This window comes from Nakamurella panacisegetis, from assembly GCF_900104535.1.
Classification (GTDB): domain Bacteria; phylum Actinomycetota; class Actinomycetes; order Mycobacteriales; family Nakamurellaceae; genus Nakamurella; species Nakamurella panacisegetis.
On record NZ_LT629710.1, the window covers coordinates 1,639,724 to 1,652,418 of the forward strand.

Genomic DNA, 12,695 nt, shown 5'->3' on the forward strand with positions numbered 1-12,695 from the left:
GCCCGGGTGAGACCCCGTCCACGGGCGTCCCGGTGCGGCCTCAGGGACAGAGGTAAAAGTTGAACATCGCACCCAAACTCATTCTGCGGGGCGTCCTGGTCGGCGCCGTAGCGGGCTTGCTGGCGTTCGTCTTCGCCCGCATCTTCGCCGAACCGGTGATCGGCCGGGCGGTCGACTACGAATCAGCCCGTGAGGCCGCCCAGAACGCCCTGGACAAGGCGGCCGGGCTCGCCACGTACCCGGCCGAACATGACGTCTTCAGTCGCACCGTGCAGGCCAATCTCGGAATCGGCGTTGGCCTGATCGGCTTCGGCGCGGCCATGGGCACCCTGTTCGCCGTGGTGTACACCATCTGCCTCGGTCGGACCGGTCGGACCCAACCCGGACCCCTGGCCCTGCTGGTGGCCCTCGGCGGCTTCCTGGCGTTCTACCTGGTGCCGTTCGTCAAGTACCCGGCGAACCCACCGGCCATCGGGCACGAGGACACGATCAAGGAGCGCAGCGGGCTCTACCTGCTGATGATCGTGGCCTCCATCGCCTTCCTGGCGCTGGCCGTGGTGGTGGGCCGGCGGCTGCAGGCCCGGATGGGCACCTGGAACGCGACCTTGGTCGCCGGGGCGGCCTTCGTCGTGCTGATCGGGATCCTGATGGCCGTCCTGCCGCAGGTCGGCATGCTGGCCACGAACGTGCGGAACTACGGTGCGCACGCGACGGAGACGCCGTTGCCGCTCACCGACGGCAAGGGCACCATCGTGTTCCCGGGGTTCCCGGCCGACGATCTGTACCAGTTCCGGTTCTACTCGGTGGCGGCGCAACTGATCCTGTGGGCCGCCATCGGTCTGCTGTTCGCACCGTTGGCCCGCCGTCTGTTGGCGCCCGCAGCCGTCCGGCCGGCGTCCGACGCCACTGTCGTCTGAGGTTCGACCGTCGAATCGCGGATCTGGAGCGCGTTCTTGGCTTCCAGGTCCGCGATTCGGTGACGTTCGTGCGCCCCCCACGAGACGGTTTCCCATCACACCTGTGCGCACGATCGAGTCGTTTCGGTTTCAAAGAGTGAACAATTGCCCCCATACGGGGGTCTCGATCACACTTTCGCGTTGGCCGTGACTGCGGAGCGTTAGGTTGCTGACGTAGGGCATACGCCCTCGCCAACCTCGGGCGCTTCGGTGCCACATCGTCAGGACTCTCCGTGCGCAAGTTCCTCGCCCTGCTCCTGCTCGTGGCCTCGATCGTCCTGCTGTCCCCCGGCGCGAACGCCTCGGCCGAGGCCCCCGGCCCCCAGGGAGTGCTGAAGTCCGTCGAGGTCAACGACTTCAGCAATCTCGCCGTGATGACGGGCTGGGCGCTCGACCCGACGGTCCGGTCGAAGGTCTCGACGGTCGGCGTCAGCATCGACGGTCATCGGGTCCGGAGTTGGCAGCCGGCATCGATCAGAGGCCACAACTTCTCGATCTCCATGACGATCCCGGTCGGGCGTCACCTGGTCTGCGTCGACGCTGCGAAGTACCGCGACACCTCGCGGACGAGCTCGTTGGGCTGCTTCGAGTTCCAGGCCTATGCGGCCGCCACCAAGGCACAGATGTTGGCCATCGCCAAGAAGATCGACCCGAAGAACTCGGTCCACTGGGTCTGGACGACCCTTCCCGTCGGCGTGTCCGGTCAGGCCCGTCCGTGGCAGGCGAGGATCGACATCGCCTCCGGGAACTCCGTCCGCTACCTGCGGGCGGTCATGCTCCACGAGTGGTCACATGTGTTGCAGTACCGGGCGTTTCCGGGGGCCGATCCGTGGGGCGATGCGATCGAGGCGTTCAATGCCCGGCTCGGCGATCCGGGTGACCGCACCAGCTACAGCGGGGTGGAACACGGCGCCGACTGCATCGCCCTGGCCCTGGGCGCGGACTACCTCGGTTACGGCTGCCCGGCCGCTCTTCGTTCCTTCGGATCCCGGATCGCCCACGGCCTGGTCGTGCACACTCAGGCCTAGGCGACCACGGGATCCGACCGGTCAGTGTCGGCGTGCGCTGCGGAACGTCTGACGTCTCCGACCCAGCAGCAGCAGGGCTCCGCCGACCACCACGGTGGCGCCGCCGACGGCGGCCATGCCGCCGACCGGAGCCACGCCGGTCTTGGCCAGGCTCGTTGTCTGGGTACCGGAGACGAAGGTGCTGCCGCCCGGGCCGGTGCTGGCCGATGTCAGGATCTGACCCGAGCCGGTTGTCCGGGTCGAGGCTGTGGTGAGTACCCGGGCCGTGGTCGCTCGCGTCGACGGGGTGGTGTTCGGAGTGATGATCGACACCGACCGACCGGACGTGATGTCACGCGGCGGCGAGGTGACGCCAGTCGTCCGCCGGGTGGCCTGGGTGCTCGTCAGCCGGGACGACGCCGGGGTGGTGGCGGCCGTTGAAGTCGACGAGGTCGACGTGCTCGATGACGAGGTGCTGGTTCCCACGACGGCGGCACAGACCGGGTGCGTGATGACGTTGGTATCGAGGGTCACCGTGCCGGTGCCGGCCAGCAGCCGCCCCTCGATGGTGGCGCCGGTGTCGGCGGTGATGGAGGCCCCGGCCAGCACGGTACCGACGAAGTTCGAGCCGGTCCCTAGGGTCGCCGAGCTCGCGACCTGCCAGAACACGTTGCAGGACTTGTGGTTCGGGTTGGTGAAGGCCACGGTGCTGGCCGATGAGGTGATCAGCGAGCTGGACGCCTGGAAGATGAACACCGCGTCCGGGTCGTTGTTGTTGTCCAGGGTCACGGTGCCGCTGAGACTGATGGCCCCTCCCTTGTAGACGCCCGGTTGCAGCGTCATCCCCACCAGATCGGTGAGACCGGACTGGACCGGCGGCGTGCGGCCGGCCGCGTCGTTGAAGGCGGTCGTGACGTCGTTCTGCGCCTGCTGCGCGACGGCATCGGTTGCGTGCATGGTGCCGGGGGCAGTGATGATGCCGGGCGGGAAACCGGTGATGGAGCTGCCCGAGCTGACCCCTACGTCGGCCCCGTTCACGACGGTGGGGCCGGTGTTGGTGACCGACGACCCGGCCAACACGGCGAAACTGTCGGCCGTACCAAGACCCACGGTTGCCGTGGCCGCGTTCGCGCTGGTCGCGTTGAATCCGGCGAGGACGAGCCCGGCGGTGGAAAGCACGGCCACGACCAGGATTCTGGACGGCCGGCGAAGGAGGTCAGCGGTGGACGGGGTGGCCAAGGTAGCGCGGGATGTACGAATGTTGTGACAATATGACCACTACAGAGAGTCGCGCAATAGCTACGGACAGTATTCATCAGGACGATACCTATCAAGCCTGGATCCGCACGGACGCACCCGACGCGCCACCGAGGGTGACCGGATCGCCCCAATTCGCGTTCCAGAAAAATCCACGATTCACCCAAAATGAGGGTTTGAACTCAACCAGGCCGATTTGGTGACGGCGTACTCGACGTCACCGAATTCGTCACCGGGAATCGGATACGGCCAATCCTGACGGAATTCGCGGATCCGCGTCATGCCGCACTTCTCCATCACGCTCCACGACCCGATGTTGACGACCATCGTCGATGCCACGACGCGGGCTACCCCGGCTTCCCGGAAACCCCTGTCGATCAAGGCCCGCGACCCCTCCGTCGCGTACCCGAGACCCCAGCTGGCCTTGCGCAGCCGATAGCCGAGTTCCGGCTCGTCGTCGGGATGGCCGGGCTCCGGGCGGAAATGGAACCACCCGACGAAATCGCCGGTGGTCTTCTCGATCGCCGCCCAGAACCCGTAGCGATCCGAACTCTCGTAGTACGCGAGGAAGGCCGGCAGCTGATCCGTCTCGATCTCCTCGCGGCTGGTCGGACGACCGCCGTTGATGTAGAACATGACCTCCGGGTCGCCATCCAGCGCGACCAGGTGGTCGACGTCGGACGGCCTGAATCGGCGCAGGATCAGGCGCTCGGTCTCCAGGAAGACGTCCGCACCGGCCTCGTCGCCGCCGGTGTGGACGCCCCCGGGATCAGTGATGGCCGCCGCCCGAGTCGTCGTCCGACCCGCCGGACCGGCCGGAACCGGAGCCGGACCCGGACCCGCCCGACGAGCTGGAGCTGGAGCTGGAGGAGCTGGAGGAGGACGAACCGGAGCTGGAGCTCCCTGACATCTCCGAGGTCGGCTTCGCCGTGGTCGAACTGGAACCCGAGCTCGATCCACTACCGCCGTGATCGTCCGTGGTCGTGGCCTGACTGGTCTGGCCCCCGTGATCATCAGCGGTCGCGGACGCACCACTGGTAGAACCACCGTGATCATCCGCGGTGGCGGACGCACCATTGGTGCGACCACCGTGATCATCGGCCGTGGTGGACGGGCCGGGGGTCCGGGTGGAGGGGGCAGTGGTCGGCGTGCGGACCGTGGACGAGGACCGCCGGTCGTCGTCCACGCGGAACGTCGGGCCGGTCGCCGCGCAGGCCACATGCACCTCGATCCGCCGCGAACCAGAGGTCAGGAACACCTCCGTCTGCGTACCGGACCTGCGTCCCTCCTGGGTCGCCGCCCAGCCGGCGGTCGGTACCGCGGTGACGGTGGGGGCACCGGTTCCGCAGCGCGCGATCAGTTGGCCGCCGGCCGTCGAGAAGGTACCGGCGGTCCAGGTCGCGGAGCCGGAGGTGGTCGCACCGGAGGCGGCGTAGGCCACCGCCCCGGTGCCCAGATCGCTCCCCAACAGGGACACGGCCGTCAGGCCGAGACCGGTGGCGGCCGCTGCGGCCGCCGCCCAGCCGACGATTGCGCCATACGTTGCTTTTCTGGTGTTTGTCATGTCGACGACAATGGTCCCAGGTTGGTTAAGGGCAGGACAAGGTAAACCGAAGTTCAATGCCGCCGCATGATTCACCGGGCATCGCCGATACGCTGGGCCGATGCCGCACATCCTGGTGATCGAGGACGATCCCCGCATCCGCGGCGCGTTGACCAGGGCCCTCGGTGCGCGCGGTCATTCGATCAGCGACTCGGCCACGGCCTTGGCCGGCCTGCAGCGCGCGTTGGACGACAAGCCCGATCTGGTGCTGCTGGACCTCGGTCTGCCGGACCTGGACGGCCTTGAGTTGCTGCGCATGCTGCGGGCGGTGTCGGCCGTGCCCGTGATCGTAGCCACGGCCCGCGACGACAACGCCGACGTGATCGTCGCCTTGGACGCGGGCGCCGACGACTACGTGACGAAGCCGTTCAACACCGATCAACTGGCGGCCCGGATCGCGGCCGTCCTGCGTCGGGGCGCCGACCGGCCGGGTGAGGCCGAACCACTGGCCGTCGGGTCCCTGCAGGTGGACCTCCCCGCGCGCCGGGTGACGCTGGACGGCACCGAGGTCGATCTGTCCCCCAAGGAGTTCGACCTGCTGGCCTATCTGGCCGCCCGGCCGGGGGTGGTGGTGTCCAAGCGCGAGTTGCTGGCGCAGGTCTGGCGCATGCCGTACGCCGGAGCGGACAAGACGGTCGACGTGCACCTGTCCTGGTTGCGGTCGAAGCTGGGTGAGTCGGCCCAGCGGCCGGGCTACCTGCAGACCGTGCGCGGGGTCGGGATCCGGTTGGCCGCGCCGCAATGAGATGGCGCATCACGCTGCTGGTCGCGGCCACCACCTCCCTGGTGTTGCTGGCGTTTCTGATCCCGGCCGGCTACCTGGTGGCCCGGGTCGCGCACAACAACGCCGTCAGCCGAGGTCAACTACAGGTCCAGGCGCTGATCCCGGTGCTCGCCTTGTCCTCCACATCGGGAACGACGGTGGCCGTGCGGAACGTGGCCGACGCGGGGTACCTGGTGTGGGTGACGGCCGTCGGGGCTCCGACCATTGGCGCCGATCCGGCCGGCCGGGCGCTGGACGGCAGCGGCCTCACCCGCGCCGACGTGACGGAGGTGGACGCGGTCGGCGGCGCCCCGGGTGGGGTTCTGATCGCCCAGCCGGTGATCGGCCCCGGTGGCTCGTCAGTGATCCGGCTGCTGGTGACCGACGATCAGCTGTCGGCCGGCGTGACGCGGATCTGGCTCCTCCTCGGCGGCATCGGATTGTTGCTGTTCCTGCTGTCCCTGCTGCTGGCGGATCGATTCGCACGCAGCATGTCGTGCCCGATCACGGCCTTGGCCGGTACGGCGGCCCGGCTGGGCAGCGGCGATCTCGCGGCCCGGGTGACGCCGGCCGGACCGCCGGAGGTGGCCCGGGTCGGCACCGCGCTGAACCGGCTCGGTGGACGGATCGACGAGCTGCTGGTGGCCGAGCGCGAGGCCGTGGCCGACCTGTCGCACCGGCTGCGCACGCCGATCACGGCGCTCCGGCTGGACGCCGAGGCGGTCACCGATCCGTCACAGCGGCAACGGCTCTCGGAAGATCTGCGGAGCCTGGACCAGGCCGTCGACGACATCATCCGATCGGCCCGCCGCGCGAGCGCCTCCCAGCCGGGACGCTGCGACGCCGCCGGAGTGGTGCGCGATCGGATGGTGTTCTGGAAGGTCCTGGCCAGCCACCAGAACCGGCCACTGGTCGTCGCCGTAGACCAGGGTGAGTTACCGGTGGATCTGGCCGCGACCGAACTCGCGGCCGCGCTGGATGCCTTGGTGGGCAACGTGTTCGCGCACACCCCGGACGGAACCGCCTTCGAGGTCGGTTGCCGGCCGTCGGCCGACGCGGTCGAGGTGTCCGTGCTCGACTCGGGGCCCGGTTTCGACCAGGCCAACGCTGACCGCGGCGAGTCCGGCGGCGGGTCGACGGGCCTGGGGTTGGACATCGCCCGCCAGGCGGCCGCTGCAACCGGTGGCCGCCTGATCGTCGGACGCCGACCGGACGGCCGCACCGAGATCCGGATGCGGCTTGGCCGGGCCATAGCTTCGTCTTAACCACAGTTGAGGAACGGTCGAGGGGTCGATCACTCTACGAAAAGGGGCCCCTTGTCACGTCTTCGCTCACTACTCACCCTCGGCCGGACGGCCGTCATCGCGAGTGCGGTGCTGGCCACGTCGATCACCGCGATCGGAACGGCGTCCGCGTCCGGGAAGACCTCGGCCGGCGGCGACTTCGCCGTCACGGTGAACGGAACGGTCTACAACCCGCCGGCCGGCCAGTCGGTCAGACTCGGGAACGTCACACCATCCGGCCTGATCCTGGTCCGCGGGCGGAATGTCGGGTTCGACATCGATCCGGTCACGCTCGGCGTCTACCGCTACACGCTGACCGGGGCACCGGACACCCAGCGGATGGTCACCTCGCCGACCGTTATCTACACCTCGAAGGTGCCGACGCTCACCGCGGCCCAGCGGGCGGGCGTCCGGATCAAGGACCTGGAACTGCGGGACGACACCCTGACCGTCCGGTTCTCGGTGGCCGCGGGCACGTTGAAGGTCCAGGCCAAGGACGGCGCCCAGGGCGGGATCTTCCAGATGGAGCCGGAGTTCGCCGGTCCGGTGGAACTCGTGCACACCCTCGCCCCGGGCATCTTCTACTTCGTGAACCCGTTCACCCAGAAGATCAACCTGGGCAACGGAATCGATCCGGTCACGGTCGCGCAGGACCCGGTCGGGTACCACCAGATGCTGCTCGGCAAGGAGAGCCCGCAGGTCGCCACCAAGACCTACCAGGACGGCAGCGTCACGAAGTGGTCGGTCACTTCGGGCGGTCGGATGGGTGGGGTGCTGGGCGAGGACGCCATCGAACTGTCCCTCGGCGCCAGCAACTGCACCGGCTCGTGCCAGGCGCAGGAGCGCATCCGCGGCTCACTGCCGGTGCCGCCGCTCCCGGTCGACCCGACGCCCATCGGCGGCTGATCGCCCGCTGGGCACCGTGCCGGTCAGGGATTCCTGATCTGCATGGTGCTCAGGACCGTCTTGCAGGCCGTCGTGATCACGGTCTTCGCATCCCGCCACTGGCAGGAGACGGCGACCCTGGTCTTGCCCGAGAAGACGAGCAGGTACCGCTGCATCACGCCGTCGGCGAACTTGAGCGTCGTTTCGAAGGCCCGGTCGCCGGCCACCGTGGTCTGCACCAGCGCGGTGGAAGTGCTGTTGGAGTTGGACTTCAGGGCCTGCTCGAGGGAAGCCTTGATCAGGCTGTCGGAGAGATCGTCGGAGTTGACGCTCAGGGTGGTCGCGGTGACGAAGATGAGGTCCCGCGCGCTGCCGGATGCGTCCGACGGCTGGATCGCGCTCCGCACCTTGTCCGTGCCCGGGTAGGTCGCGGTCGACGACGTGTCGGTGAAACCGTCCGGGATCTGGTAGCAGAACGCACCACCGGACGGGGTCAGCGAGCCCGACTTGCAGCTCAGCTTGGTCGGCCGGGACACCGGCTTGGACGTCGTGGGCGTGGGCCTCGTGCTGGTCGGCGGCGCGGTGGTGGACTCCTCGGCCTGCGTGGATCCGGCCGTCGGCGGCTCGGTGGACGCCGGCTCCGAGTTGTCGGTCGGCAGGCCGGCGCTGGAGCCGGGGACCGGCTCGCTCGACGGACTGGACAACCCCGTCGAGTCGGGAAAACTCGACGGGGCCGACCGCTGGGTGACGCCGCCCAGACTGGTCAGCGCGGGGGAGCTGGGTACCGCCGCGGCCGGACCGACCTGAGCCGTTCCGGCGACCGAGGTCGCACAGGCCGAGGCCAGCAGCACCACCGAACCGATGAGCAGTGCGCCGAGGCCTCGTTTCATGTCCGAAGCGTAACTTCCTGCTCCGGACCGCGGGAGACGAACGGCGAGATCGAGGACCGAGGTCGTTCTCGGTGGCGTCCGTCCGGCGCGGGTCGGGCCCAGGGCCCCAGCTATCGTGAGGCCCTGAGGTGAGAAGGAGTGAGCACGTGACGTTCCGTTCGCTGTACCGACACGGGTTCGCCCGGGTCGCCGCGTGCACGATCGGGGTACGCATCGCCGACCCGGCCGCCAACGCCGAGTCCGTTCTGGCCGTGGCCCGGCGTTGCCACGACGAGGGCGTCGCCGTCGCGGTGTTCCCCGAGCTCGCGCTCACCGGTTACGCGATCGACGACCTGTTCGGCCAGGAGGCGCTGCTCGAAGCGGTCCACACCGCCGCTGCCCACCTGATCGCGGGATCGATCGACCTGCTGCCGGTACTGGTCGTCGGCGCCGCCGTCCGTCATCGGGCCCGGTTGTTCAACGTGGCTCTGGTGATCCACCGCGGCACGTTGCTCGGAGTCGTGCCGAAGATCCACCTGCCGAACTACCGGGAGTTCTACGAGCGACGCCAGTTCGCCTCGGGCGCGGGCGTGGTCGGCGAGCAGATCCGCGTCGGCGGGTTCACCGCCCCGTTCGGCACCGACCTGATCTTCCCGGCCACGGACATCGACGGTCTGACCGTCGGCGTCGAGATCTGCGAAGACATGTTCGTCCCGGTCCCGCCGTCCAGCGGTCTGGCGCTGGCCGGAGCCACCGTCCTGCTGAACCTGTCCGGCAGTCCGATCACCATCGGACGGTCCGACACCAGGACGCTGTTGTGCCGCACCCAGTCCATGCGCTGCCTGGCCGCCTATCTCTACGCCGCCGCCGGCCAGGGTGAGTCGACCACCGACCTGTCCTGGGACGGGCAGACCACGATCGTCGAGAACGGAGCCGTGCTGGCGCAGGGGGCCCGGTTCGACGACGAGGCCCAGCTCACCATCGCCGACGTCGACCTCGACCTGCTGCGTTCCGAGCGTTCCCGGCAGGGCACGTTCGAGGACAACCGCCGCTACGTCGACCCCCCGCCCTGCCGCGAGGTGCCGTTCACCCTGGATCCCCCGGACACCGACCTCGGCCTGCGCCGCCCCCTGGAACGCTTCCCGTTCGTCCCGGCCGACCCGACGCGGCTGGCCCAGGACTGCTACGAGGCCTACAACATCCAGGTCGACGGGCTGGTCCAGCGTGTGCGCGCCACCGGCAGCCCGAAGATCGTCATCGGCGTCTCGGGCGGCCTTGACTCGACCCACGCCCTGATCGTGGCCGCCCGCGCGATGGACCTGTTGGGGCGGCCGCGCACCGACATCCTGGGCTACACCCTCCCCGGGTTCGCCACCTCGGACTCGACGAAGTCCAACGCGCACGAGCTGATGCGCACCCTGGGTGTCACGGCCGAGGAGATCGACATCCGCCCGGCCGCGCGACAGTTGCTGGCCGACCTGCGCCATCCCTTCGCCGACGGCGAGGAGGTCTATGACGTCACCTTCGAGAACGTCCAGGCCGGCCTGCGCACCGACTATCTGTTCCGGCTGGCCAACCGTCACCACGGCATCGTGCTCGGCACCGGTGACCTGTCCGAGATCGCCCTCGGATGGAGCACCTACGGGGTCGGCGACCAGATGTCGCACTACAACGTCAACGGCGGGGTCCCGAAAACCCTGATCCAGCACCTGATCCGCTGGGTCAGCGGGAACGGCACCTTCAGCGACGAGGTCGGCCAGACGCTGCTGTCGATCCTGGGCACCGAGATCTCCCCCGAGCTGATCCCGGTCAAGGACGGCGCGACCCCGCAGAGCACCGAAGCGTCGATCGGGCCGTACGAACTGCAGGACTTCACTCTGTTCTACGTGCTGCGCTTCGGGTTCCGGCCGTCGAAGATCGCGTTCCTGGCCACCCAGGCCTGGGGTGACGTGGCCGCGCGGAGCTGGCCGGTCGGCTTCCCACCCGAGCGCCGTCACGAGTACGAACTGCCGGAGATCAGGAAGTGGCTGATCGTCTTCGTGCGCCGCTTCTTCGGGTTCAGCCAGTTCAAGCGCTCGGCAATGCCCAACGGGCCGAAGGTCTCCTCGGGCGGCTCCTTGAGCCCCCGCGGCGACTGGCGCGCCCCGTCCGACGGCAACGCCACCGTCTGGCTCGACGACATCGAACGGAACGTCCCCACCGGATGACCGGGAGCCGGCCCGCTCCGAATCGATCGACCCGGCCCTCTTCGGCGCTCTAAGCTGCCCTCATCAGCACGTTCCGATGAGCACCGAATGGACTTCAGGTCTATGGACGGCGAATACCGGGGATACGTGTCGGGTCACGACCCGATGTTCGAATTCCTCCGTCGGGTTCTGGCCGAGCGACTGGGCGTCACCCATCCGCACCCGGCATTCCGGGTGTTCGCCCTGACCGGCAGCGCCGAGGTCTACCGGTACGAGGAGAAGTCCACCGGCACGCAGGTGATCTGCAAGTTCTACGGCAACAAGTACGGCTGGGACCGCGACCGAGCGGCCGCCCTCGTGCGTCAGGAGTACCAGAGCCTGCGGACCCTGCGCGGGTACGGCCTGGCCGGGTCACCTCATCACGTGGTACGACCGCTGGCCCTGGACGTCGACATCAACTGCGTACTGGCCATGGAGTACTACCGGGGGGAGCCGCTGAGCCGGGCGATCAGCCGCGGGATCGGCCACGGCGAACACGACCACCTCTATTGGCGGCTCACCGCCCTGGCCTACTTCCTGGCCACCCAGCATCGGCGGACGGCCAACGGGATCGGCGTCGACTTCCAGGTGGATGCCTCCTACCTGCGCCATGTGGTCCGGCGATCGCAGCGGGCCGGCCGGATGGGCCAGGGCGATGCCGACGAGTTCAACTGGCTGTCGGACCAGTGGCGGGACCGCTCCGTCATGTGGCAGGACCAGGAGGTCTGGCTGCACGGCGACGCCACCCCGGCCAACTTCTTGTTCGGGTCGGGCCTGGACGCCGCCGCCGTCGATCTGGAGCGGATGCGGAGGGGCGACCGGATGTTCGACGTCGGCCGGGTGGCCGGTGAGTTGCAGCACGCCTCCATGTCGATGACCGGCGACCGGCATCGCGCCGAACCGTTCATCGGCCACTTCCTCTGGGAGTACAGCTGCCACTTCCCGGATCGGGAGGGCACGTTCGCCTCGATCACCCGCCGGTTGCCGTACTACATGGGGCTGAACCTGCTCCGGATCGCGGCCAACGACTACGTCGGCGACGACTACCGACATCGGCTGCTGCGGCAGGGCAAGGAGTTGCTCCGTGCCCATTGAGCCGCCACCCCGGCCCGAGATCAAGGCGATCGCCTTCGACGTCAACGGCACGCTGGTGGAGATCTGGACCGACGAGCACCTCGACCAGATCTTCCGGGCCATCGGGCACTTCCTCACCTACCAGGGGATCGACCTTCGACGGCACCAGGTCCGCGACCGCTACTTCGCGATCCTGAACCAGCAGCGGGCGGCGAGCGCGCAGGAACATCCGGAATTCGACGCCGAAGCGGTCTGGCGACAACTGATCGACGAGAACGCATCCGACTTCACCCGAGCGCTCCCGCCGGAGAAGCTGGCCCAGTTACCGCTGTTCCTGGCCGAGATGTACCGCGGCATCTCCCGCCGCACGTTGAAGCTCTACCCGCACGTACGCCACGTGTTGAACATCCTCCGCGAACGAATGCCGCTCGCCGTGGTCACCGACGCCCAGAGTGCGTACGCCCGAGCGGAACTGCACAAGGTCGGCATTCTCGACTACTTCGACCCGATCGTGATCTCGGGCGATCACGGCTACCGGAAGCCCGACGCCCGGCTGTTCCGGATGGCCGTCGACGCCATCGGGGTCCCCGCGGCGAACGTGTTGTACGTCGGCAACGACATGCACCGGGACATCCACGGTGCCCGGGAGGCCGGAATGCAGACCGTGATGTTCGACTCCAACCAGGGTACGAAGCACCACCACGGCACCGTTCCCGACCAACGGATCACCGACTTCCGGGACCTGCTGGCGTGGTTGGGACTGTGAACGATCG

Annotated in this window: 12 protein-coding genes; 8 read left to right on the plus strand and 4 right to left on the minus strand. The window is 68.6% G+C overall.

The annotated features are described in order from the left end of the window. Positions 1-65 precede the first annotated feature (65 nt). Together BLS97_RS07245 and BLS97_RS07250 are read left to right on the plus strand one after the other, a co-directional pair. A complete protein-coding gene (locus BLS97_RS07245) occupies positions 66-917 on the plus strand; it encodes a CbtA family protein (RefSeq protein WP_090481585.1) in 852 nt (283 codons plus the stop codon). A gap of 272 nt (positions 918-1,189) precedes the next feature. After that, positions 1,190-1,984: a hypothetical protein gene (locus BLS97_RS07250; RefSeq protein ID WP_090475397.1), complete on the plus strand. Its 795-nt coding sequence runs from the start codon at positions 1,190-1,192 to the stop codon at positions 1,982-1,984. Positions 1,985-2,005: 21 nt separating this feature from the next. Here BLS97_RS07250 and BLS97_RS07255 read toward each other — a convergent pair whose 3' ends face one another. From BLS97_RS07255 to BLS97_RS23765, 3 genes are all read right to left on the minus strand, one after another. After that, positions 2,006-3,148 carry an ice-binding family protein gene (locus BLS97_RS07255; protein WP_197676451.1) on the minus strand — a complete coding sequence of 381 codons (1,143 nt, stop codon included), beginning with the start codon at positions 3,146-3,148 and terminating at the stop codon, positions 2,006-2,008. 231 nt (positions 3,149-3,379) lie between these two features. Further along, positions 3,380-3,997, minus strand: a complete 618-nt coding sequence (locus BLS97_RS07260) for a GNAT family N-acetyltransferase (protein ID WP_090481591.1) — start codon at positions 3,995-3,997, stop codon at positions 3,380-3,382. Continuing rightward, positions 3,990-4,784: a hypothetical protein gene (locus BLS97_RS23765; RefSeq protein WP_172832231.1), complete on the minus strand. Its 795-nt coding sequence runs from the start codon at positions 4,782-4,784 to the stop codon at positions 3,990-3,992. The genes BLS97_RS07260 and BLS97_RS23765 overlap by 8 nt, the downstream gene beginning before the upstream one ends. Positions 4,785-4,884: 100 nt before the next feature. On the opposite strand from BLS97_RS23765, the gene BLS97_RS07270 reads away from it, so the two are divergent. Genes BLS97_RS07270 through BLS97_RS07280 form a run of 3 tightly spaced genes read left to right on the plus strand, consistent with a single transcriptional unit; the run spans position 4,885 to position 7,775 of the window. Then, the gene (locus BLS97_RS07270; protein ID WP_090475399.1) at positions 4,885-5,568 is read left to right on the plus strand and encodes a response regulator transcription factor; all 684 of its coding nucleotides are present in this window, start codon (positions 4,885-4,887) and stop codon (positions 5,566-5,568) included. After that, a complete protein-coding gene (locus tag BLS97_RS07275) occupies positions 5,565-6,851 on the plus strand; it encodes a sensor histidine kinase (RefSeq protein ID WP_090475400.1) in 1,287 nt (428 codons plus the stop codon). The genes BLS97_RS07270 and BLS97_RS07275 overlap by 4 nt, the downstream gene beginning before the upstream one ends. Positions 6,852-6,902: 51 nt before the next feature. After that, positions 6,903-7,775: a hypothetical protein gene (locus tag BLS97_RS07280; RefSeq protein WP_090475401.1), complete on the plus strand. Its 873-nt coding sequence runs from the start codon at positions 6,903-6,905 to the stop codon at positions 7,773-7,775. A gap of 23 nt (positions 7,776-7,798) precedes the next feature. Here the strand turns inward: BLS97_RS07280 and BLS97_RS22750 are convergent, their stop codons facing one another. Further along, positions 7,799-8,644 (minus strand): hypothetical protein, encoded by an 846-nt coding sequence (locus BLS97_RS22750; RefSeq protein ID WP_157695262.1) that lies wholly within the window; start codon positions 8,642-8,644, stop codon positions 7,799-7,801. 146 nt (positions 8,645-8,790) lie between these two features. On the opposite strand from BLS97_RS22750, the gene BLS97_RS07295 reads away from it, so the two are divergent. From BLS97_RS07295 to BLS97_RS07305, 3 genes are all read left to right on the plus strand, one after another. Beyond that, complete coding sequence (locus tag BLS97_RS07295) at positions 8,791-10,830, plus strand: NAD(+) synthase (RefSeq protein ID WP_090475404.1); 2,040 nt, start codon at positions 8,791-8,793, stop codon at positions 10,828-10,830. Positions 10,831-10,917: 87 nt separating this feature from the next. Next, complete coding sequence (locus BLS97_RS07300; protein WP_197676452.1) at positions 10,918-11,943, plus strand: phosphotransferase family protein; 1,026 nt, start codon at positions 10,918-10,920, stop codon at positions 11,941-11,943. Then, positions 11,933-12,688, plus strand: a complete 756-nt coding sequence (locus tag BLS97_RS07305; RefSeq protein ID WP_197676453.1) for an HAD family hydrolase — start codon at positions 11,933-11,935, stop codon at positions 12,686-12,688. The genes BLS97_RS07300 and BLS97_RS07305 overlap by 11 nt, the downstream gene beginning before the upstream one ends. The last annotated feature ends 7 nt before the right edge of the window (positions 12,689-12,695 follow it).

Bases quoted from the DNA above. Each gene is read 5' to 3' on its own strand.
- BLS97_RS22750 (WP_157695262.1), bottom strand. From the start codon at position 8,644: ATGAAACGAGGCCTCGGCGCACTGCTCATCGGTTCGGTGGTGCTGCTG.
- BLS97_RS07270 (WP_090475399.1), top strand. From the start codon at position 4,885: ATGCCGCACATCCTGGTGATCGAGGACGATCCCCGCATCCGCGGCGCG.
- BLS97_RS07300 (WP_197676452.1), top strand. From the start codon at position 10,918: ATGGACTTCAGGTCTATGGACGGCGAATACCGGGGATACGTGTCGGGT.
- BLS97_RS23765 (WP_172832231.1), bottom strand. From the start codon at position 4,784: ATGACAAACACCAGAAAAGCAACGTATGGCGCAATCGTCGGCTGGGCG.
- BLS97_RS07275 (WP_090475400.1), top strand. From the start codon at position 5,565: ATGAGATGGCGCATCACGCTGCTGGTCGCGGCCACCACCTCCCTGGTG.